General features: G+C 38.7%; 19 protein-coding genes. 1 reads left to right on the forward strand and 18 read right to left on the reverse strand.

Annotated elements, in window-relative coordinates; translation table 11 throughout:
- Positions 1 to 28: 28 nt before the first annotated feature.
- The 9 genes from I588_RS01385 to I588_RS01425 all read right to left on the reverse strand — a co-directional run bounded on the left by I588_RS01385 (position 29) and on the right by I588_RS01425 (position 8,339).
- A complete protein-coding gene (locus I588_RS01385; protein ID WP_010757140.1) occupies positions 29 to 493 on the reverse strand; it encodes a PTS sugar transporter subunit IIA in 465 nt (154 codons plus the stop codon).
- Between the two features lie 19 nt (positions 494 to 512).
- Positions 513 to 1,991 (reverse strand): BglG family transcription antiterminator, encoded by a 1,479-nt coding sequence (locus I588_RS01390; RefSeq protein WP_034693275.1) that lies wholly within the window; start codon positions 1,989 to 1,991, stop codon positions 513 to 515.
- 530 nt (positions 1,992 to 2,521) lie between these two features.
- Complete coding sequence (locus I588_RS01395) at positions 2,522 to 3,166, reverse strand: HAD family hydrolase (RefSeq protein ID WP_010757142.1); 645 nt, start codon at positions 3,164 to 3,166, stop codon at positions 2,522 to 2,524.
- Positions 3,167 to 4,060, reverse strand: a complete 894-nt coding sequence (locus tag I588_RS01400; RefSeq protein ID WP_010757143.1) for an aldose 1-epimerase family protein — start codon at positions 4,058 to 4,060, stop codon at positions 3,167 to 3,169.
- 100 nt (positions 4,061 to 4,160) lie between these two features.
- Complete coding sequence (lacD, locus tag I588_RS01405) at positions 4,161 to 5,168, reverse strand: tagatose-bisphosphate aldolase (protein ID WP_010757144.1); 1,008 nt, start codon at positions 5,166 to 5,168, stop codon at positions 4,161 to 4,163.
- A gap of 3 nt (positions 5,169 to 5,171) precedes the next feature.
- Complete coding sequence (locus I588_RS01410; RefSeq protein WP_010757145.1) at positions 5,172 to 6,224, reverse strand: galactitol-1-phosphate 5-dehydrogenase; 1,053 nt, start codon at positions 6,222 to 6,224, stop codon at positions 5,172 to 5,174.
- Complete coding sequence (locus I588_RS01415; RefSeq protein WP_010757146.1) at positions 6,193 to 7,575, reverse strand: PTS galactitol transporter subunit IIC; 1,383 nt, start codon at positions 7,573 to 7,575, stop codon at positions 6,193 to 6,195. Before I588_RS01415 ends, I588_RS01410 begins: the two co-directional genes overlap by 32 nt.
- A gap of 18 nt (positions 7,576 to 7,593) precedes the next feature.
- The gene (gene gatB, locus I588_RS01420; RefSeq protein WP_010757147.1) at positions 7,594 to 7,872 is read right to left on the reverse strand and encodes a PTS galactitol transporter subunit IIB; all 279 of its coding nucleotides are present in this window, start codon (positions 7,870 to 7,872) and stop codon (positions 7,594 to 7,596) included.
- A gap of 20 nt (positions 7,873 to 7,892) precedes the next feature.
- Complete coding sequence (locus tag I588_RS01425; protein WP_010757148.1) at positions 7,893 to 8,339, reverse strand: PTS sugar transporter subunit IIA; 447 nt, start codon at positions 8,337 to 8,339, stop codon at positions 7,893 to 7,895.
- Between the two features lie 271 nt (positions 8,340 to 8,610).
- Between I588_RS01425 and I588_RS01430 the strand changes: the two genes are divergently transcribed.
- Positions 8,611 to 9,546, forward strand: coding sequence for a 1-phosphofructokinase family hexose kinase (locus I588_RS01430; RefSeq protein ID WP_010757149.1), 936 nt, complete (start codon positions 8,611 to 8,613; stop codon positions 9,544 to 9,546).
- Positions 9,547 to 9,600: 54 nt separating this feature from the next.
- Here I588_RS01430 and I588_RS01435 read toward each other — a convergent pair whose 3' ends face one another.
- The 9 genes from I588_RS01435 to I588_RS01475 form a co-directional block, all read right to left on the reverse strand.
- Positions 9,601 to 10,365: a DeoR/GlpR family DNA-binding transcription regulator gene (locus tag I588_RS01435; protein ID WP_010757150.1), complete on the reverse strand. Its 765-nt coding sequence runs from the start codon at positions 10,363 to 10,365 to the stop codon at positions 9,601 to 9,603.
- A 161-nt stretch (positions 10,366 to 10,526) separates the two neighbouring features.
- Positions 10,527 to 10,808 (reverse strand): PTS galactitol transporter subunit IIB, encoded by a 282-nt coding sequence (gene gatB, locus I588_RS01440; protein ID WP_010757151.1) that lies wholly within the window; start codon positions 10,806 to 10,808, stop codon positions 10,527 to 10,529.
- A 194-nt stretch (positions 10,809 to 11,002) separates the two neighbouring features.
- Positions 11,003 to 11,773 (reverse strand): DeoR/GlpR family DNA-binding transcription regulator, encoded by a 771-nt coding sequence (locus I588_RS01445; protein WP_010757152.1) that lies wholly within the window; start codon positions 11,771 to 11,773, stop codon positions 11,003 to 11,005.
- 310 nt (positions 11,774 to 12,083) lie between these two features.
- Positions 12,084 to 16,637 carry an SdrD B-like domain-containing protein gene (locus tag I588_RS01450; protein ID WP_010757153.1) on the reverse strand — a complete coding sequence of 1,518 codons (4,554 nt, stop codon included), beginning with the start codon at positions 16,635 to 16,637 and terminating at the stop codon, positions 12,084 to 12,086.
- 578 nt (positions 16,638 to 17,215) lie between these two features.
- Positions 17,216 to 17,932, reverse strand: a complete 717-nt coding sequence (locus I588_RS01455) for a transaldolase (RefSeq protein WP_010757154.1) — start codon at positions 17,930 to 17,932, stop codon at positions 17,216 to 17,218.
- A 176-nt stretch (positions 17,933 to 18,108) separates the two neighbouring features.
- Positions 18,109 to 19,764 (reverse strand): glycoside hydrolase family 13 protein, encoded by a 1,656-nt coding sequence (locus I588_RS01460; RefSeq protein ID WP_010757155.1) that lies wholly within the window; start codon positions 19,762 to 19,764, stop codon positions 18,109 to 18,111.
- Positions 19,765 to 21,942, reverse strand: coding sequence for an alpha-galactosidase (locus I588_RS01465; protein ID WP_010757156.1), 2,178 nt, complete (start codon positions 21,940 to 21,942; stop codon positions 19,765 to 19,767).
- Positions 21,943 to 21,954: 12 nt separating this feature from the next.
- On the reverse strand, positions 21,955 to 22,779 hold the full coding sequence (locus tag I588_RS01470) for a PTS system mannose/fructose/sorbose family transporter subunit IID (RefSeq protein ID WP_010757157.1): 825 nt from the start codon (positions 22,777 to 22,779) through the stop codon (positions 21,955 to 21,957).
- Positions 22,776 to 23,582 carry a PTS mannose/fructose/sorbose/N-acetylgalactosamine transporter subunit IIC gene (locus I588_RS01475; RefSeq protein ID WP_010757158.1) on the reverse strand — a complete coding sequence of 269 codons (807 nt, stop codon included), beginning with the start codon at positions 23,580 to 23,582 and terminating at the stop codon, positions 22,776 to 22,778. The genes I588_RS01470 and I588_RS01475 overlap by 4 nt, the downstream gene beginning before the upstream one ends.
- Between the last annotated feature and the right edge of the window lie 15 nt (positions 23,583 to 23,597).

Below are 23,597 nucleotides of genomic sequence, written 5' to 3' on the forward strand. Positions count from 1 at the left end.
TGATCTTCTCCTTTATCATTTCCAAATTTTATTGAAATTCCGTGATTAATTGGTACAACGCATCAACAGATTTCACATTTTTAGCTGCTTCGATAAATGTGTCATTTGCTAACAAAATTGCGACTTGCTGCAAGAGTAGAACATGGGTTGTATTTGCATCTGAATCTTTGACAGCAAACATGATAACTATTTTGACCCCCTTACCATCCAATGTTTCCCATTCTATCTCTTGATCTAAAACCGCAATTGCGACGGTTGTCTCTTTTACAGCGCTGGATTTTCCATGTGGGATCGCCACGCCTTGACCTATACCGGTCTCTCCTTCTTCTTCCCGCAGATAAACATCCTTAATGTATTCCTCTGCAGAGGTAACATAGCCTTTTTTTTCTAATAGCTGGCCTAGCTGATCAATAATTTCTTTCTTGTTTTTAGCTTTTGTACCAACAATTATTAATTCCTGGTGAACAACTTTGTCTAATTCAATCTTTTCCATCCTATTCTCTCCTTCTTTTTTACGTTACAGTTAGTTCCTTCAATGTGTAATTAATGTTTTGAATATCTTTGTCTGTTAACAAAGGACTAATATTCAGTACAGGAATGTATCCAATGGTTAAGGGAATCCGAATAGTCGAAAAAATCAGATCAACATTCTCATGAATGAAGCTTTGATTCTTTTTCATCTGCCGCTGGCTCATGGTAGCGACGATGTTTAAGTTGGGGAAATTTTGTTGTACTCGGACTTTTAACAGCTCAGAGGTTCCCACACCTGTAGAGCAAACCAGCAAAACATTTTTATTTTTGTACCGATCAATTTTATATTTCTCAAAATACAAAGTCATGTAACCAATTTCGGCATCGTTCATTTTTGTTTCGAACATCAATTCCTGATTGATTTCTTCGGCGATTTTTTTTACCTTTAGAAAAGTACTGCGATATTCCAACATCAATTCATCCAACAAATTGTTTTCGATCTTTATTCCTGATCGTAATCGACTTAGCATGGGCAAAACATGCTGATATAGGTCTTCGTACAATGAACGACTAGCAGGTAATAAAGAGACATCTGAAATAGAAAAATATTCGGTGATGAATAGTTTAGTAATCTCTTCAGCCAGCTTCTTATCTATATTGCTGCTTTCGCGTTTTTGACTGTTGATAGAATAGATGTTCTGAAAAACAAAATAGCTTTCCAGCGGATTCATCTGAATAGTCAAATAACTTTCAATATTACAGATAATTTGTTTGGCCACTTGAGTAATTTGAGGATTGGCCGCCATCAACTGCTGCTCCTCTTTCTCTAAAGGTTCCTGGCTGCCTAGGTATTGAACCTCGCCTTCACGATAGCGTTTGATAATCATATAAATATGAGTATAAATAGTAATGTCGTAAGGATAATTGATGTACTCCCCTAGCATCTCTTCAATCAGGCTGATCTGTTGATCAATGAAATGCTTATCGATCGCATTAATTTCGATACCAATTTCATTCAAGCTGTTCAACTTGTTCATTTCCAAAAAAATATTATTAATGGCTTTACGCAAATCAATTTCTTCACCAATTAACCATAAATATTCTCGATCGGCCTTTAACTGAATTGCGTATTTCTTTAAAATATCCGCGGACTTTTTAAGTCTTCGTTCGATAGAGCTTTCACTTAGAAACTGAGTATCTAATACGGTGCGCTTCACCTTCCGCGGATGCTTAAACAGTAAAGCGAGAACCAATTCATTTAAACTGTTCTCTTCGGTGAATTCAATCATGGAATAAATATCTTGATTGCGAAAAGACCTATTCAATTTATAGCCTTTTCCTGGCTCAGAGATAATCAGTATGTCTTTATTTTCCTCAAATGACAGCTCGTTGATTTTTTTGATCATACGGTAGATCGTTTTCGTCGAAACGTATAAGGTTTCCGAGAGGTATTTTGCTGAAACGTAATCTTCAAAATTTAAAATGTTAATCAGCATGTTTTCGTTTGAACTAAAAATCATTTTCCTCACCTCTTGATTCATATTCTATATCCTCTGTATCCGTTTTCTTCGTCAATGTCTGTCTAGATATGTGGACAAGCTTTTTTTTCCGTAATAAAACATGAAAATATAACGTCTCTCCTTTCCATAAGCACAGGTATCAGCTTAAACAACTTCGAGGATTCCTTCAACTTAGAAAATATTTAGAATTAAGTTCAAACACTATAAAAAGTCACCACCTCTTTAATTCTATGAAGAAAAAAAGTTATTTCCTCTTCGTTTAGTTTAATTTTATATTTATTGTATAGTAATGTATTCGTCATTATGCGATTATTGAGTTATGATATTGGAGAAGATTGGGTGATAGATGTGAGGCGTAAATTAGAAGATTGGTTCGAATCAATCCCTTCTTATCTTGTTTGGCGTGGAATCATTGTATTTTGTCTAACCTTTTGGACAATCATTGGTTTGCTCCTCTATTTTATTTTTAAAGGCAGCAGGTAAAAAAATAAGTCGATAAAAAGAGCTAATCTCTTTTTGTCGACTTATCGTTAGTTCTGCAATGAAGCTTGAAAATCTTGTACCTTTTGATAGTAAGCAAAGTTGTACTGTTGGCTGAAGGTTTTTGTAGGTTTAGTCTCTGGAATAAATACTGCCTGAAAGCCGCCTTGGTTAGCAGCGATGATTCCAGATTCAGAATCTTCAATTACAATAGTTTCCTCAGGTCTAACAGCTAAACTCGCTGCTGCTTTAAGAAAAATCTCAGGATGGGGTTTGGCTTTTTTTACCTGCGAACCAAAGGTCAATGTATCAAAATGCTGAATTAATCCTGCCTGCTCTAGCAGAGGTACTGCAATGGATTCTTTCGCTGAAGTTGCTACCGCTGTTTTCAGTCGGCGATTTTTAATAAACGCTAAAAAATCAAAGATGCCGGTCTTCACCTCAACTGGATGAGTTTGGTAATACTTGGCAAACTCAATTTCCCGCTGTTGAATGATTTGGCGAGCAATATTGGGATAATGCAAGGTTTCTTCAAGGAACACTTCAATATCCTTTAAACTCCGTCCTAAAATTTTCTGATACAGCTCTTCAGTGAATTTCAAGTCAACAGATTCAAAAGCTTTCGTAAAAGCTTGCTTTGAAACCTTCTCTGTATCAATCAAGACACCATCCATATCAAAAATCACTGCCTGCATTTATTTACCTCCAGTTAGGAAGGTAGTGCAGTATTCGGTAGTGAACACTTCCTGCGGTTCTAACCGATTAATTCCTTTTTTCTCTTCTAGCAAACCACTGGCATCGAAGGAATCAGCAAGACCATTCCAAGGCTCAATACAGACAAATGGCGCCTCGGCCGGATAAGTTGACCAAATACCTAAGTGAGGCAGCGTTTGATATTCCATGATAATCTGCTTTTGACTTCTCGCTGATTTAAGAGTAATCTGCGTTTTTTCTGGCGTTTCAAAAATCAATACTCCTTTTTTAAACAAGTCACGACTTAAGCTGAAGCTAGATTTTTCCGTTTGAGTAGCTTGATCAGTTTGCAGTAATACTTCTTGGGTAACTGGAATAAACTTTCGCTGAGTTGCTGGCGATAGCTCTAATGTGTAGTCTTCAAAAGCTGCATTCCTATCTATCGGAACATTAAATCCTGGATGAGCACCAACTGAGAACCACATTTCAACTGTTTCTGACAAATTCGTAACAAAATAACGGGTTACTAAACAATCTTCCTGTAAGCAGTATTCTACCTCCAGTAAAAATTTGAAGGGGTATTTTACTAAGGTTTCTTTGGTATATTGTAATGCTAAACGGACTTTATCTGACTCCTGCAGCACTACCGAAAATTCCATATCCCGAGCAAAGCCGTGCTGGGACATCTCATACGTTTTCCCTTGATACTGGTATTGATCATTTTTCAACTTGCCAACAATTGGAAACAGGATCGGTGCATGTCGGCTCCAGTATTTTGGGTCGGCCTGCCATAAAAATTCGGTAGTATCTATTTTAGACTGAATGTTGGTTAATTCAGCTCCTTTAGTCAAAATTTGAACCTGTAATCTCTCGTTTTCGATCATTAGTTTACTCATTTTCTTACCTGCTTTCTATTTATCCAAATAAAGAATTACAATTTGTTCAAAAAAGAAGGTGGCTCAGAATGCAAACGCATTTTGGGCCACCTTCATGATTTTATGAGAATCGTTGGCCTTTTGATTGACCTTGGATTTTATCCTGCCAAGATGACGCTGTTTCTTTTAAGACAGCATTCAATTCTTCAATATTTTTACGTCCCACCGTGCGTAACCATTCACGGGCAGCTTCTTCGCCTTTAGTAATGAAAGGTTCAACACCGTTTGCCCAAGTTGCTCTTCCGCAAAGCACGCCGTTAAAGGTAGAGCCAGCTTCTTTTGCAAAATGCAAGGTTTCCTGGAATAATTGGGCGCTGACACCTGCACTTAAGAAGATGAAAGGAAGCTCGGTTGCTGCACTTTGCTCGGCAAATAATTCAGCTGCAGCTTCTTTTGTATAAACCACTTCTTTGCCATAGCCCTCCACAAAGTTCATGTTAACTGGCACTTCAACCTTTAGCACATCAACATTGAAACGAGGATCAGAAAATTCCTTCATCATATCGTTGACTTTATGAGGTTTTACTTTAGCATACTCTTTTGAGGCAGCATCACTAATATTGGCATCATAAGAAACCAGTTCTAAGAAGAAAGGCAAGCCTTCTGCTACACACTCAGAGCCGATTCTTTCCATGTAAGCTTTCTTTTGATCATTGATTGCATCCGCTTCATCAATATCATAATATAGAAGGAACTTACAAGCATCCGCCCCTGCTTCCTTCAAACGTTTCACTGACCAAACATTTAAGGAATCTGGCAAACGTCCTGGAGTCGAGGCATCATAACCAGTTTTTTCATAGGCTAATAATAAACCAGCGCTAGCAGCCCGCGCATTGGCGGCTGGCAACCCGTATTCAGGGTCTAAAAGAATCGAAGTTGCATAAGGCGTTAATTCTTCAGAAACAATTTTTTTGAAGTCTTCAATGTCTTGATCGGTTGCTTCAGCCTTGTATTGAGCGATCATTTTTTTCAGCGCTCCCCGCTGATCAATCGCTAATGCTCCAATTACCCCATCTTGATTGCTTGTATTTTTTAATGCTTCAAATTGACTATCTGTGATTGTTTTCATTGATTATTTCTCCTCATTAATCGCGTATAGTAGTTTAATTGCTGTTGAATTTGCTTCAACCATTTTGTCGAAGGGCTCAGCCACATCTTCGAGTCGATACAAACCAGTAATCAGCGGCTTAACATCTACCTGCTTAGTGGACATATACCGTAGGCCGGTTTCCCATTCGTAACCAGGGAAAGGAGCCGAGTAAGACATCCAAGACCCAGTAACTTCAAGTTCGCCTCTTAGGATTTTTTCAAAGGTTTCAGGATCTAGAACGACATCTTTAGTGCTTGTCCCTACATAAACCACTTTTCCCCGTTTGCTGACAAATTCAATCGCTTGTTTTTGTGTGACGGAACTACCTGCAGTTTCGATGACTGCTTCCGGTAAACTAGTTTCTTTGTAATAGTCTTCCAAGGTTTGAACAGTCGGATTAACTACCTCATCGGCTCCGATAGTTTTAGCAACTTCCAATTTTTTATCGTTCAAATCAACGACAGTAATTTTGCCAACACCGATCGCTCGCAGAGAAAGCACGGTTAGTAAACCGATTGTTCCTGCACCTAAAACTAAAACATCTGCACCAGCTGAAATATTAATTCGCTCGATACCATGGATTGCAACCGTTAAAGGCTCCACCAAAGCAGCTTCCTTTAAAGAAAGGCTGTCAGGTACCTTTACACAATTCTTTTCTGGTACTACCACATATTCAGCCATCGCACCCTGTTCACGAGAGCCAATAAAGCTATAATTGGTACACATTGCTGGTTCACCTTTTTGACAGTTTTCACAAGTCCCACAAGGAACTAATGGTGCAACTGCAACACGATCACCAACCTTTATGTTGGTTACTTTTTCGCCAATTTCTTCAACTACACCAGAAAATTCGTGGCCTAATACTTGAGGAAAGCTATGAACGCCTCCTTCAAAATATCTTGGCAAGTCTGATCCGCAAATTCCACAATAAGCTACTTTGATCAGTACCTTTTGGGGAGCAACAGTTGGTTTATCAATATCTTGTAATTCTAGTTTATGCTTGTTAGTTACTACTAATGCTTTCACCAGTTTCATTCCCTTCAAACTCTTCCACTTCTATATATAAGGTGTTCTTCTTGTATTTGATAAATGTGTAAACAAAGGCGGCAACATATAAAGCTAGAATAATAAAGAAGCCTAAGCCCATTTCAAAGGTCAATCCATTTGCCAATAGGTACGTAATAGGACTACCTGCTTGATCAAGTGAAGAAACGCGTTCGCCGGCACCAACCAAGCCCACATTTTGTCCCAGCAAGGTTTGCAAATTAATCATCTGATTAGAAATCCAAATTGTCATGAACATGATGAATGAACCAGAAATCAACGTTCGGAATAAATTACCTTTGTGTACCCCAACAGCCATTGCAATAAAGAAACCGATCGTTGCTAAATCACCAAATGGTAATACTTGGTTGCCTGGTACGATAACGGCAATCAAAATGGTTAATGGAACAAAAATTAGACTGGCTGCGATAACTTGTGCATCCCCTAAAAGTAATGCTGGGTCTAAACCAATTCGCAATTCACTACCTTTGAAATGTTTGTCTAAAAGATTACGAGCAGCTTCTGAAATAGGAATTAAACCTTCCATGATCAACTTAACGACCATTGGCATCAAGACCATAACAGCAGCCATTTGAATTGCCAATTGCATAGAATCGCCAAAGTTGTAACCTGCTAATAAACCAATCGCTAATCCCAAAAATGCACCGACAATAGTGGGTTGTCCTAAGACACCTAAACGAGATTCAATTTTCTCTGAAGTAATATTAATCTTGTTAAGTCCTGGAATCTTTTCAATTAAATCGTCAATTGGTACGGAGAAAATTCCCATATAAACTGGAGATCCATGTGGGATTGAAATACCTTCTAATCCAAAGTATTCATCAGTTACAGAGCCGAACATATCTCCAAGCTTATAAGCAATAATTGCATGAACAGCAACACCTAAAATGCCTAGATAAAAACTGCCAGTTGCCGTTTGTACAATCGCTCCAGTGAAAGCCATATGCCAAATGTTCCAAATATCTACATTGACTACGCGAGTCATCTTCAGTAAGAGCATCACAACGTTCACTCCAATAGCGATTGGAATAGCAATAAGTCCTAAATCCGACGCCCAAGCCATGGGTGAAGTTCCCGGCCAGCCTAGGTCAACTACATTTAAACCAAGATTAAAGTTCTCCGCCATTGATTCAGCGGCAGCACCCAAGTTTTCTGTCAGCAGGCTGATGACTAAGTTAATACCAACAAAACCAATCCCAATCGTGATCCCTGATCTTAATGATTTCCCTATTCCTTGACCTAAAACTAGTCCTAAGATTAAGATAACGATTGGCAGCATTACGCTTGCTCCTAGATCAACAATATATTGAATAACTCCCATGATCATTTCCTCCAATAATTATTTTTTTAGTACATCCAAAATCTTTTGTTCCGTTGCTTCCATGTTGACACCAGAGATAAAAGCAACACCATGAACAACTGGAACACCATAGTCCTTTTTCACTTTTGCAGTTGTTACAATTAAATCAATACCATCTTTTTTTGATTCCAATTCATTGACTCGACATTGTGAAACCTCTACTGGAATGCCTTCCCGTTTAGCTAATTCACGAATCTTATTCGCTGCTACCGTTGAAGTTGCTACTGCTCCACCACATGCTACAATTACTTTTTTCATCTTTTTATCTTTCCCTTCTTTTATAAAAACGCATTCACTGCTGCTAAAATTTGTTCCTCATCAGTTGCGTCAACCAACTGATCGACGAAGCCTTCTTTTTGAATGGCTTCGATTAAATTTTGCAAAACAGTTAAATGCTTTTTGCCATCTTTCACTGCCAACATCACCACAACATTTACTTCAACCGTATCTTCATCATCGCCACCCATTTCATTAAAGATAATGGGCTCAGTTAAAGTTACAAAGAGCAACTGATCCGAATTAACCAATGAACCATCCGTATGAGGAATAGCGACTCCATGTTTGACTGGTAAACCGGTTGGAAATTCTGCCTCCCGATCCTTTAATGCTTGTGAGAACCCTTCTCGTACAATATTTTTTGCCATTAAATCACCGGTTAAGCGATCAAACAATTCTTCTTTGTTCTTTACCGTGTACTGGCAATACAAGAAATCCTTTGTAATCATTTTTTTCCTCCTTAAAGTTTGTACAACAATTTGCATTTATTTTGCATAAGTGTGAGAACAACCCGTCAAATGTTTTCATTTGGCGTCTGCTGTAATCGTTACCATCATAATAGCACAATATTTTGCTTTTGCAATACTTTTGTTTGCATTTTATTCTAAAAATCTTTTTATTCGCAAAATAAGCCAAGTTTTTAGTCGGAAATCTCGCTTTGCATTGCTTTAACTTTGCATAAATGATAATATTGACAAAAAACAGAAGGAGTTGCAAACAATGATACACTTAATTTGTCCTAATCCTGCAATCGATCGTACACTGTTAATTGATGACTTTACAGAAGGAAAACCTAATCGCCCCTACGAAGTGAAGGAGTTTGCTGGCGGGAAAAGTTTCAACGTAGCTTATGCAATGGGATTTGAAGCACCACAGGCTGATTTCTGTGTTCATACCATCGTTGGTGGCCGAAATGGGGATTTACTAAAAGAATTGGCAAATGCAAACAAAATCTCCCTTCAACTGACAGAAATTGACAAAAACACTCGGGTATGCAACATTGTAATGGATACGAAAAACAACAGGACCTATCCTATTTATGAAAACAGCTTTGATTTAAACCAGAAGTTACTATCTGTTTTTACCAATAGAATAAAACAAGCAATTGTCCCTGGGGATTATGTCGTCTTCAGCGGCTCGTTAATGAAAGGGATGCCCAGTGACTACATCGCGAACTTCATTAAAGAATTTCAAGAAAAAGAAGTAAAAGTTTTCGTGGACACTAGTGGTGAAGCCTTGGTTCAGGCTTATAAAGCACAGCCTTATGCCATAAAAATTAATGATGAAGAAATTTTGGATCTGTTTCCTAACCTAAAACTAGATACAGTAGATTCTTACGCTGAGTTATTGAAATCAGATGCTGCAGCAGAGACCTCTATCTTTATCATCACTTTAGGTGCTAAAGGGATTATTGCTAAAATTAATGATCAAATCATTCATGTACAGGCGCAAAAAGTCGCTGCAAAAAATCCAATTGCCTGCGGCGATTTCTTTCTAGGTGGGTTAGTCAAAAATATACGTTTGCAAAATGATGCCGTAACTACGCTAAAGATAGCCATCAGCTATTCAACGGCCAATGTACTAAGCTGGTATCCAGAATTAAAGCAAACAGATATCGATGCAATTTACGATTCGCTGAAAGTAACTACTTATTAATCGAAGCCTCACAAAAAGAAGCAACTAGTCGATTTAGTTTGACTAGTTGCTTCTTTATTCGGCGAAATTTAGTTCAATCCCATGTTCATTTAAGGCATCATAATCCTTGCTATCGGTTCCTAAAGAATCCGTAATAACAATATCAATTTCTTCTAGTGAGGCCGTGCGGTTAAACGCCATAGTTCCAAATTTGCTTTGATCAGCCAAAATAATCACATTCTGACTTTGCTGAACCATCTGTTTAGAGACCTGGACTTCTCCCATATGATGACTGGTAACTCCCGCCTTGCTTTCAATCCCGCTGCAGCCAAAAAAACCAATATTTACAAAAATCTCACACATATTATTTAGCGCAAATTGACCAAATAGAGAGGACTCGTTGCTCCGCAGTAAACCTCCAGGAATAATAATATCAATCTCGTCATTTTTCAACAGCGTATTAATGATCGGAATGGTATTCGTCACTACCGTAATATTCTTCATTTTGCAAATTTCTTTTGCTAAAGCCAAAGTAGTCGTGCCATAGTCCAAATAAATGCTGTCACCCTCTTCAATGTAGCTGGCGGCTAGTTTGGCAATTTTCTCTTTGGCATGCCAACGTTCGATTTTTCGTTTTTCATAATCAGTTTCTCCCGTTTGATTATCTAGAATTGCACCACCATGAACCTTTTTGATCATTCCTTCTTTTTCCAGGGTGTTCAGATCACGGCGAATCGTTTCTCTAGTTACTTTTAAATTTTGACTTAGTTCATTGATTCTTACAGAGTGCTTAGTATCCAAAGAATCAAGAATATACTCTTTACGTTCAGTCGAATTCATTATTTTACTCCTTACTATGATAAAAAGAGGCAGTGATGCTGTCCATTGTTAGTTATAGATTGAAGAAGCAGATTCTGTTAATCTTTTCACTAAGATAAGTGATTAAAACCGGCACTGATAAATCTGCTGTAGTTCAGCGGTTTAGCAGTACCGTCCCACGCTTAATCTTTTAAAACATCAAGAATCTTTTCTTCAGTGGCTGCGATATTTACACCCGAGATGAAGGCTACACCATGTACAACAGGAACACCATAGTCTTTCTTCACTTTTGCAGTTGTCACAATCAGATCAACGTTGTCCTTTTTTGATGCTAATTCGTTTACGCGACATTGCGAAACCTCTACCGGAATTCCTTCTCTTTTAGCTAACTCTCTAATTTTGTTAGCAGCAACAGTCGACGTTGCTACCGCTCCGCCACATGCCACAATAATCTTTTTCATCATTTTGCCCCTCTTTCTTGCTAATAAAGCTGTCCTATATTTTGTAATCGTTACCATTATAATAGCACATAAATTTGCTTTCGCAACAAAGTATTTTGCTTTTTAAGCATAAAGCAAAATAAGTTGGAGGTGAACTCTATTTTTTATAGAGAAAAGGCCAAATAAAAACTGATGCTATTCGCATCAGTTAGATAAATCTATTCTTCTTCTGAGCCATCAATCAGCTCCACTCCCTGTTGGGTTAACTGCTGCTGCTCTTCCTTGTTTCTCGGGCGGTCGGTAATAACAATATCAACCTGATCAAATGTAGCAGTCCTATTAAAGGCCACCGTGCCAAATTTACTGTGATCAGCTAGAATAACGGTCGTTTGGCTGTGCTGAATCATTTCCTTAGAGACTAAATTTTCTCCAGTATGATGGGAGGTAATACCGCGTTCCATATCAATCCCGCTGCAACCAAAAAAGCCAATCGAAACATATATTTCCTTAATATTATTAGAAGCAAAAGGCCCATACAAAGAGGATTCATTGTTTCGCACAATTCCCCCAGGCATAATCAAATTAATGGTTTTATTCTTTAGCAATAAATTAACGATGGGAATCGTGTTCGTCACAACCGTTAGATTTTTCATTTTGACGATTTCTTTGGCTAAAGCCAAGGTTGTCGTCCCGTAATCCAAATAAACGGTGTCCCCTTCTTCAATATAAGAGGCAGCCTTTTTGGCAATGATCGCTTTTTCGTCATGAAATTCATTTTTTCGTTTTTCATAATCCGTTTCCTGGTTGGTTATTTCCAAGACAGCACCACCATGAACCTTCTTAATAATCCCTTTCTTTTCAAGGAAGTAAAGATCCTTACGAATAGTTTCACGAGTGACTTTTAACTGTCGGCTAAGCTCTAAGATTTTAACCGTATGATTTTCCTCTAATTCCTTAATAATAAAATCTCTGCGGGCTGCTGAATTCATAGGCATCTCCTTTGCAAATCAGATTTTCTTTTCTTCATCATAACACAAAGAATTTGGCATTTTAAGTTTTGAAGGATGGTTTAGCAAAATAAGTGAATATCACTAACCTTGGCAAACATAAAATTATGATCCATTTCTTTGTCAAAAAGGATTTCATTAGACTTACTGCTGATTGTTCATCAAAAGCATTCACTTTTGCCAACTGTAATGTACGGATTTTCAACTGGCAAAAATTTTGCAAACTGCTCCATTTGTATGGGAATTTAAGAAGCCGCCAATCAGCCTTCACAAGATGATCGACGGTTTCTTTCTAATCAGATAATTTTGATTGTTTAATTAGCATACTCCCTGCAAAAATCAGCAAGCCAATCCCTATAAAAACACATAGGTTATCACTAAAATCATTTGTCTTAGGCAACAGTGAACGTTTGGTTGCAGTAGCTGGCAAGTCTTTTCTACTCATTTTACTACCAGGTGGTATATGAGTATTCTGTTTTCCACCAACGACAATATTCTTATCCGTTTCCGATGATTTTGTCGACAATGATGAATTCTTTGTGTTAGTTTCCCTGTTCGAGTCGGAGGTCGTATCACTATCATCTTTATTTGAATCAGTGTTAGACGGTTTGGTTGTTGATGGCGCATCTCCACTTGATCCCGTTTCGCTATCAGTTACTATCGGCTCTGTTGTATCTGTATCACTATCCGTTGTTATTGGTTCTGTTATATCTGTATCGCTATCAGTTGTTGTTGGTTCTGTTGTGTCTGTGTCGCTGTCAGTTGTTGTTGGTTCTGTTGTATCTGTATCACTATCAGTTGTTATTGGTTCTGTTGTGTCATCGGTTGATTCACTTGACGAGGTACTTGGCTCTGTTTCAGAATATACACCTAAGTGTAAATTATTTTGTTCATAACGTACTTCAGTCATGTCCTCTAGTTCAGGAAACTCTTGGCTTAAAATCGTATTCCAGCCATCTAACCCTGCTAATTGATTATCAATATCTACCTTTGAACTTGTAGCTGCATCACCTGTATTAAAAGTTGTAACCAATTTACCTTTTAAATTCGGTGCATCAGAATCAAATAAGACAATATATTTTCCAGCTGGTAAATACTCAAATTCATATTTACCATTTGCATCAGTTTTTATATTTTTCAGTGATTCATCTCTTAAATTTTCTGTCACTAAAATATAATTTGTACCTTCTTTGCGATACAATTTTACTGGAACGTTGTTTAGTTTTGGTTCGGTGTTTTGGATTTGACCATCCTTATTCTCATCTAACCAAACCTTGCCGCTAATTTTTCGTCCCTTAACTAAATGCTCAACAATATTTGATGAAATAGGGACTTTGTAATCAGAAAGTGAATTGCCAAAGGCTTGATGGCGATACGTATTGCCATAACTATTTTGCTTATTTTTTAGTGATAGATGAATCGCGGTTGATTCATTTGGCTGAAGCTTTTGCTGAAATTCATATAAGACCGTTTGGACATTGGATAAATCTTGACCGCTTCCAGTATATAAATACCAGCCGTTCTGAGTTATATCAATGAGATTTGGATTTTTTTCAGTAATCAAACCATCATTAAGGTAAATAGCGATAGATTTACCTGGATCAATATCAGTCTTAATTTCAGTGAGTTCATTCTGACCTTCAAAGCTGTTCCCTGAATAGCTGCCATCCTTTGGCAATGGGACAACCCCTCGTACCTTTTCTTCTTCTCGCATAGTTGAATAAGGTACAATACTCAAAGTATATGTTTGATTTACTTCTTCTATCGAAGGAGTAATGGTCTGATAAATGCCCAACCGACCGATATTCATGACATTGATAGTCGAAGTAGAAGTTCGTAAGTCTTCTTGACTCGTGTCCTTTTCAGTACTAATGACTGATTTAACAGTTAACTCAGCTACATTATTCGAATAGTTAATATTAATGTCATCAAAATTCGTTTCAAATTCAATGTTTTTTAGCAAGGCTGTTTCTTCTGGAGTCGAGACCGCCTTTATGGTCCAAACTAAAGTTTGAGAATTATCAGGGTTTGTTGTCACCGTAGGTTCTAAGCCTGCCTGATCATATTTTCCAGAGCCGTATTGATAAGATAATCCCGGCGGCAACGTTACAGTCCAGAAAATCTCATCTTCTTCATTGTAATTCTCACTGGCAATCAGCCCGTTGTCGTGAATCGTCCATTTGGCATTTTCGGTACTATGATAGGTACTCTTTTCTGCCTCAATCGCATTACTAACCTTAACTGGTACAATTCCTAATGTGTCAAATTTAGTGTGGCCTTGCGCTGGTTCTTGTAAAGAAACCAGCTTATTGTTTTCATCATATTTGGTTTCCTTATGGATAGCATAGCCATTTGAAATACTGTATCTACTAGGCTCATTGTAGCTGGCTGACGGATTATCAGGATTAAACAATGGTCGATTTTCATCGCGGAAGACATCCATTTCAGCTACATAAATATTGGGAGTCCCCTCTGTCGTGCTAGATCCCAGCTTTTCAGTAGTAATAGTCAGCTGAACGCCTTTTTTATTGTTGCTGGCATTATATTTCCATGTACGAGCAATTGGTAAGCGACAGTCTATTAAAACGGCCCCCACCTTGTCGTAGGTCTGGTTGCTAGCAATTGTAGCACCATCGTACCAATCATAATCCGTTACATTCGCTGTTTTTAAATTTTCCAGCGAGTTAGGGTTTGTCTTTTTACTAATGCCATACCAATAGCCTTTTCCGGTATGTGGATAGCCGATACTGCCAAAAACAGGAACCGACTGCAGCAAGAGCTCATTTGAGTTAAAATCTTCATTGGTCATTTGGAAGGCGTCCGTGTTCCATTTTTGTAAATATTGATAACCGCCCTCCACCGTAGTATCACCAAAGGTTCCTCCGCCAGAAAGAGCAACCTTAGCACCGCTTACTGCCTGGCCGTCACCATAAGGATCAATATCGTTGGCTATGGTGTATTTTCCGAATGGAAGTCCAGTATCTGGATTTTTAAAATTCGCTGATAGCGTGCCCTTTAGTCCAGGTACTTCATTACGAATAGAAAATTCAGTAAAGCTCTCTTTAGTCTCTCCTTCTTCATCTACAAAGGAAAGAGTGGCACTGTAATAAAGACTATTATCTAATTGTTCAGGATTTAAATTCCCTTGATAGGTATAGTCATTTGGCAGAATTAAATCAATATTTTGGTTGGTGAAAACCTTCTCCTTAGGGCTATAAACTGTTCTGCCCGTATAGCCATCTGCTCTTCGAATTGGATAAGATGCACCAATCTGATAATTTTTTACATCAATGGTCACTTCATTCTTTAAATCGTATTGGTCAATGCCATATTCGCCACTATCCCATATACTATTTAATTCGTTATAAGACGCTTTATCAGACATTTTTGAACCTGCCCAATAACTCCTTGAATCATTAAACTCTCTCAGTTTATACTCAACATTGGCTGCATTGCTCCAAGTATTAGGATTGCTGCTGATTAAATTTGATCCTGTACTAACAATGTAGTTGTGATGATCGATAATAAAAGGTGACTGATCTGTACCATTAAAATCTAAAGTATGATCTGGCTTAGCATGATTATCCCAAACAACCCGTCCTGTCAAATTCAATTTCATCTGTAAATCATCTTTAGGAAAGGCCGCGCCTTTAATATCCGTTTTTCCCTCTAATGGTACAGCCATCAACTCTACTCCCAGTGGAATCGTTCGATGATTTTTATTGAATGTACCCGCGGTAACTAACGTCTGAGATGCAAACTTTACAGTCCCATGTGAAATTTTAGGAGCAATACTAACTTTGCTGCTAACCGTTCGAGGAATTACTTGCGTGAAATCTACCTTAATGTCTTCACTGGTCACATCAACACCATCAATACTTATCACTTGAACATGAAATTCTGGTTGCAATACTGTCCCGTTATCTGCCCCTAAGACATTTACTACGACTGGAAATGTAACTGCATTACCAGTTGCACCAACAACGTATTCATCTTCAAAGGTCACAGTATTATGAGTGTAATCATTGGTGGAATTGTCAGCAAATACGGCATTTGTTCGACCTGCAACAATTCCGTTATGCAAGGTACCAGTAACTTTGATTCGGATATTGTTTAGCGTTCCACCGCTGGAATCATTCAAGGTCATTTTTATCGGATAAGTAATCGTGTCAAAAGAACGAACTATCTGATTATTTGGGGAGGCATCATTGCCTGGATTATTATTTGCATCAAAGCTTTCGGTCCCATCCACGATTTCTGCCTCGTTTAGATCAGCATGAAGAGCTAGTGAGCTGCTATATGGGAGCAAGGATGTTTTCGATTCAGATTCTTGAATGGGGGCTTTCTTTTCAATTGGTTCTGAACTTTCTTTAATTGCGGTGTCTGATTGCTGTAATTGTTCTTGGGGAATAATTAACTGCTGATTAGTAACTGAATAACTAATGGAAAGATCATTTTCGTCCTGTAAATACTCTCCACTTAATTGAATCTGAGCTGTTGTATCTTTTGTGACAGGTTTAAGTTCTAAACTTAATTGTTGATTGTGGTAAGAATAAGTGCCAATTTCCTCTTTAGTTTCTTGATCAATAACAACTGGTCGTTCAGAATTTATTTGATAATTATTAGAAACATCAAACGTAATTTGTTGTTCCTTTTCCGATTCAGGAACCAAAAGCGATAGTTCAGTAGTCAACTGCTGAGCTTGCTGCTCAATCAGATCAAATGCTAATAATTCTGCTGGGGTGTCTGTTGCTTCAGCTAACGAACGTGTTGTAAAAAATATAGGAGCTAGCATAGAGACCATCATAAAAAAAACAACTAACCCATTGACTCGTTTATTCATCATTAGTCGATCCCCTCCTTTTCCCAAAAATGAATATATTGTTATCAGCGAATAAATTCAATCTATTAAATGCCTTTTTTAATTATATAAGAATTATGTAATCCGTTCAATAAAAAGAAAAGTACAGAAAGTAAAGAAGGCAAAAACAAAACTTTTATAAAATTTATATATAAATAAGGCGTGATGACTTTGTATATTCATAATTAGGTTTTGCTTCCTCTATTGATAAATAGTGTGTGAAATCTATCACTCCACCATCGGATTTTAACCTTATTTTCAACAAAAAAAATATTTCAAAAAAATTTCGTGTTGTTTTCACCCTCTTTGTACTATTTTGGAAATTAGCGTCATTTACTCCTTTAGTTAGGAAAAATTTAACCTTTTGGCAGCTAAAGACTGTAAAGAACGTAACGATGAGTACACTTTTTCGATGGATGATAAAGCTTTAGTAATCCGCTTGTCTTGCGGTTTTATCTTCAAATTAGAGAACGTATCTGCTTGGGCAGCTTCTATACAGCAAAAAAAGACAAATCAGTTTGACTTGTCTTTTTTTTGTTATACATATAGTGAACAGTATATAATCAATCTAAAATTGAAAAGTCTAATTCAGAAATGTCTTTTTGGAATGCCTTAACCGTGTCCAAAGAGATCTCTTCTGCAGATTTGCCAAGATTTTTCAATTTACTAATGATTTGGGGCGGAACAGTAATAATATCACAACCTAGACGATCAGCTTGAACAATATTGTATACTTCTCTTGTGCTAGCCCATAATAGCAAGCTGCCAGGTTTAGAATCACAAATTGCGCGACTCTCTTTGACAAAAGCATCGGTATCCATTCCTACATCATTCAATCGTCCAACGAAAATGGAAACAATGTTTGTGGTTCCTACTTTAAAAGCATCCACAGCATTACGTACCTGCTCTGTAGTTGTAATAGCCGTCACGTTTAATTTGATTTCCAACTCAGAAAGTTCTTTAATTAAAGGAGCCATGCTATTGCCTTTTGTATCAATTATCGGAATTTTTACAAAGACTTGATCGCCTAAATCCTTTAAAATAAGGGCTTCTTTTTTCATTGTTTCTGCATCATCACCAAAAACTTCAAAGGAAATCGGTACTTTTGGGAACGCTGTCAATACATCCTTGGCAAAACTGAGATAATCGGTTACACCACCGGCCTTCATTAATGAGGGATTCGTGGTAAATCCATCAACCAGTCCACTAGCATAGCTCTCCTTCATCTTGCTTAAATCCGCGCCGTCTGAATAAATTGAGATCTTCCATGGTTTACTCATGCTGCTCCTCCTTAAAATTTGATTGCTACAAGTGAATTATACGTCGAAGCTATCTGTGAATGCAAACCTTCAATTTAAGGAAATACTGTTGGAACTTCCACAGCTTTGTGCCAGCGTTTCAGATTCAAAGCAGCAAATAATAAAGCTGCAGAGCCAAATGTCTGCAGCTTTATTATCTACAATGCTAAAATGAACGCTTCATAAGGAGCTAATGTTTCCTGCATACTATGACGAGCCTGATTATTTTTAATGATGAAGCTTCCTGTCAATTGCTGCAGTTCATCTGGAATTGCTTGCTTTTGATCAGAAAAATTCGCCAAAACATACCACGCAGCTTCACCATAGGTTCGTTTATAAATAAACAGGGCTTGATCTTCCTCATACAAAAGTTCAAACTCGCCTTCTGTTAACAGCTCCTCCGTGTGACGAAGTTCAATCAGTTTTTGATAAAATTTGAAGACTGATTTTTCGCTCGTTTTATCCGCAGCTACATTGATCGTTGGATAATTTGGATTTACTTTAAACCATGGAGCCGCTTCGCTAAAGCCAGCATTTTGGCTGTTATCCCATTGCATGGGGGTTCGTGCATTGTCACGAGTAATTTTGTGAACAGCTGCTAGAAATTCTTCTTCTGAAATCGTCTGCTGCTGTTTTACATAAAACTCGTAATTGCCTCGCAGCTCCACATCCTCGTATTCATCAATCGCAAATTTAGGATTGGTCATGCCAATTTCTTCTCCTTGATAAATAAAGGGTGTCCCCTGCAGACCATGCAAAACAGTTGCAAATGCAGTAGCACATTCGTAACGATATTCTTCATCATTTCCCCAACGAGAAATTACTCGAGCCCGATCATGATTTTCAAAGTATAAGGCATTCCAGCCCCGCCCTCGCAATTCCTTTTGCCAAGAGGCTAAAATCTTTTTCAAGGCTGGCAGGTCCATCGGTTTTAATGCCCAACGTCCATTAACATTGCCTTTCACTCGATCCACATGCATATGTTCAAAGGTAAAGATCATGTCCAGCTCCTCACGTTGCGGATCCACTAGCAAATGGCCATCGGTTGATTTGGCTGCTGGTGATTCTCCGACACTCATCATCGAAAAGGGCTTTAAGACCTCCTGATTCATTTCATGAATAAACTCATGCATTCGCGGACCATTTTGCTGGTTCTCAGTAGTAAATGGTCTAGGATTGTCTGGAAAATCCCAATCTTTTGAAATCGATGTAACGACATCCATTCGCCAGCCGTCAACCCCTTTAGCCTTCCAAAAGCGCATCATATCATAAATATAGGCGCGAACGGTCGGATTTTCCCAATTCAAATCGGGCTGTTCCTTCGCATAGTAATGCAAATAATATTGTTGGCGTGATGTATCCCAAGACCAGGCTGAACCGCCAAAACTGGAGCCCCAATTATTGGGAGCAGATCCATCTGGCTTCGCATCCTTCCAAATATAAAAATCACTAAAGTAATTGTCCTTTGATTTGCGACTTTCTTGGAACCAGACACATTGATCTGAAGTATGATTTGCTACGAAATCCATGACAATTTTCAAATTTTCGCGATGAGCTTCTTCGATCAGCTGATACATCTCTGCATTGGTGCCAAACATAGGATCAATCGTACGATAGTCTGCAATATCATATCCGTTGTCAATTTGCGGCGATAAATAAATCGGGCTGATCCATAAGGCATCCACACCTAGTTCCTTTAAGTATGGCAGCTTTTCTCGGATTCCATTGATGTCTCCAATGCCATCATCGTTTGTATCATTGAAGCTTTTCGGGTAAATCTGATAAAAAACGGCTTTTTTCCACCAGTCGTTCATTTACGCATCCTCTTCTTTCTTTAAAACCCATTGCTGACTGTAAAAATCTTCCTTCACAGTATCAATAGCTAAACCAAAGGCCATTAACTCGTCTCCGTATCGTTTTTCACCTGTGGGCAGCTGATACAAAGCCTCCGGTTCTAATCCGATCAGTCTTAGCCGCTTGGATGGCGAATTAGGCTTCGCATGAATTTGGACATAAGAAATGACTACCTGTTGTTCATCAATAAACAGCCAAGCCTTGGCATTCTCCTTGTTAGGTACTGCTAAACGATAAAATTTACCTAATTGCACCGTTGAACGAATGAGTTTAAATTGGTCAATTTGGTCTTTTATTTTTTGTTTTTCTGCTGAACCAAGTGCTGATAAATCCATTTCATAGCCAAAGTTTCCCTGCATGGCAACCACACCACGGGTATTCAAAGGAGTTACCCGTCCAATTTGGTGATTTGGTACTTGAGAAACGTGAGCCCCCATAGAGATGGTCGGATAAATCAGACTGGTGCCTTCTTGAATGGCCAAGCGTTCAATCGCATCCGTATCATCGCTTGTCCAAGTTTGCGGCATGTAATACATCATCCCTGGATCAAAGCGTCCGCCACCGCCAGCACAATTCTCAAAAAGAATCTCTGGAAATTCCTCTGTTACTTTTGCTAACACACGATATAAACCGAGCATATACCGATGATAAAATTCTTTTTGCTGACTACTGGTCAGAGCATTAGATCCTGCTTCAGTCATGCTGCGATTCATATCCCATTTTACATAATCAATGTCATAACGCTGAAATAGCTCTGATAAGGTCTCGATCAGGTAATCCTGCACTGCAGGATTGGTTAAATCTAAAACAAATTGGCCGCGAGAGTAAGATTTCAAACGCCCAGGCACCTCAACACACCAGTCAGAATGCTGACGATACAACTCGCTGTCTTCAGAAATCATTTCCGGTTCTACCCAAATACCAAAGTCCAAACCGATTTGCTTAATTTGAGCAATAAAATGCTCCAAGCCTTGCGGGAATTTTTGCCGATCCACAAACCAGTCCCCTAAGGAACTACTCGTGTCATCACGATGACCAAACCAGCCATCATCTAGAACAAACAGCTCTACCCCTAATTCCTTAGAAGACCTGGCTAATTCCAGCAGGGCCTCTTCTTGTAAATCAAAATAGCAGGCTTCCCAGCTATTCACTAAAATTGGTCGTTCCTGTTGAGCAAATTTCGGCGGCAATAGGTAATTTTGATAGGCTCGATGATATTTGTGGGTTAATTCCTGCAGTCCGTGCTGACTATAGACTAAAACGGCTTCCGGTGAAACAAAGCTTTTCCCTGGTTGAAGCTGCCAATCGAATAGTGAGCTGTTTATGCCAATTTGCATCCGGACTGCATCCTGCATTTCCACATCAACAGTGGCTTCAAAATTTCCACTATAAACTAAATTCATGCTGTAAACCGATCCGGCAGTTTCAGTAGCTTCCTTGTCCATTAAAGCAATAAACGGATTGTGTTCATGACTGCTGCTGCCGCGCGTACTTTCCACCCGATAATTTAGCTGACTTAAAGGGGTTCGTTGAATGTGGGTTTCTCGGGCCCACGAACCGCTTAAGTGCATTAAGTCTAAATCACTAGATGGCAGTTCAACGCAAGCACTGTTTAGCTGATTGATTTCTACGGCAGTTGTACCAGTATTTTTTAATTCAATATGGCGCGTAATGATATCAGCTTCTAGATAAAGAGTGTAAAACAAAAACATATCCATTTGTTGATACGCATCATGAAGCTTAATAATCAAAGTTTCACAATCATCGCTTTCCCGTAAGCTCGGTAATCCTTCTAAACCTGGTTTGCCTTTAGTAATCTCGTGAGCAGTATATCGGAAATCACTGATTTGTGTCCCATTTTGAAAGGTTAACTGATACGCCGGCTTGCGCAAATCACTATTACCAAAGGCCGGATACTCCTGAGGCAGACGTTCTAACTTATATTCCTTAATATGGTCAGTATCGGCAATGTAGCTGGCGCGTTTTATCTCTTTCAATACATAATCGGGGAGGCGCTTGGCTAAGCGACTCCCCCAATAGAGGTGAAAAAGATGATTTTGTTCGTTTTTTTGCATGAAGTAACTCGTGTGCTTTCCTTGAAGATGAAAAATACCCGTTGCTGCATCAAACGTAATCATTTCTTCGTCCTCCTATGCAATTCCCAATGCGGATAATACGATTCCTAAAACAATAATTCCTAACATCAAGGTAGTGATACTCACCTTTTTCTTCAATAGATAGTAACAAAGCAGCGTTAATAGCAATGGAACGATGCCGACAAAGATTTGATCCAGCATTTCCTGCAGCTTCATGACTGTCTCGCCTTGCATATCAAAGGAAAGTTTGGTTTGAAAGATCACCATCGAGCTAGTCATGGCACCTACCATCATTAAACCTACCATGCTGGCACCCTTCGTTAAGATGCCAATTAAACCTTCTGAATAAAGCTTTTCAATATATTTTGATCCAAGAGAGTAGCCTAAGAAAGCACCATAATATCTAGTTAACCATTGCGGAATATTAAACATTGCCAAGAATATGATCGGCGCTAACACATTTCCGCTAGTTGCCAGACCAACAGCTAAGCCAGCTGAGATAACGCGCCAAACACCCCAAAAGATTGAATCGCCAATCCCAGCCATAGGACCCATCAAACTGGTTTTTACTGCGTTAATGGAAGCTACGTCAAAGCCTTCCTTTTCAGAGTTTTCCTTTTCCATCGAAGCAGCAATCCCCATAATGAAGGAAACCATTGGAACTGTTGTATTGAAATAAGACATGTGACGAACCAAAGCTTCTTTGCGCTGATCCTCATCTTTGTAAAAAGCATTGATAAAAGGCATCATGGAGTAGCAAAAACCATTGGCTCCTTGTTTAGCTGGATTTACTGAAACATATAAGGTTTGCGAGCGCCAAAACATTTGACGGACTAATTTTTTCTCTTCTTTACTTAAATCATTCCCCAATTTACTCATGCGAAAAAGTCCTCCTCTTCTTGATCAACCCCATCGGCTGCTTGGACAACAACTGGTTTTGCTTTTTCTAGTTTATTTAACTGGTAATCCCGTTGCGCGATTAAGATTGCAATCACAAAAGCAATTCCGGCTACGGCGACTAATGGCAATTTTAGATAGGCGACAAAGATAAATCCCAGGAAGAAGAACACGGCAATCTTGTTTTCCCAAAGCATTCTTAACAGCATAGCCATACCAACAGCTGGCAATAGATTTCCAGCAATGGATAAACCATTCATGATGACCTCTGGAATCATGTCTAAAGCGGCTTGAACCGCATTGGCACCGAACAGCATGGCAAAGAATGGGATTAGCGAATAAGCAAAGAACCAGATGGCCCACACACCAAAGTGTAAATAAGTAAATTGTTTTTGTTTGCCTTCCGCTGCTAAACGGTCGAATACTGGAGCCATTGAACCACTGAATAAAATATAAATAGCTAGTTTAATTTGTTGACCTAAAATACCAATTGGTAAAGCCAGTGCTATCGCTGCATCCACTCCACCACCTAATTTAATCGCAAATCCTGTGGCTAAAGCTGTTGCCAAGCCAGGTTCGGCTGCTGAAGCTCCTCCAATGTTGATAACTCCCATAAAAATAGTTTCTAGCGCTGCCCCGATCATTAAGCCAGTTTGCAAGTCACCCATTAATAAGCCTAAGAATGGTCCGACAACAATTGGCCGAAACAGTAATGAAAACCCGATTAATTCATGCCCTCCGACACAAAGGAAGACGACTAATCCTACTAAAAATGCATCCCACATGGTGTAACACCCCTT

The organism is Enterococcus pallens ATCC BAA-351, from assembly GCF_000407485.1.
GTDB classification, from domain to species: Bacteria; Bacillota; Bacilli; order Lactobacillales; family Enterococcaceae; genus Enterococcus_A; species Enterococcus_A pallens.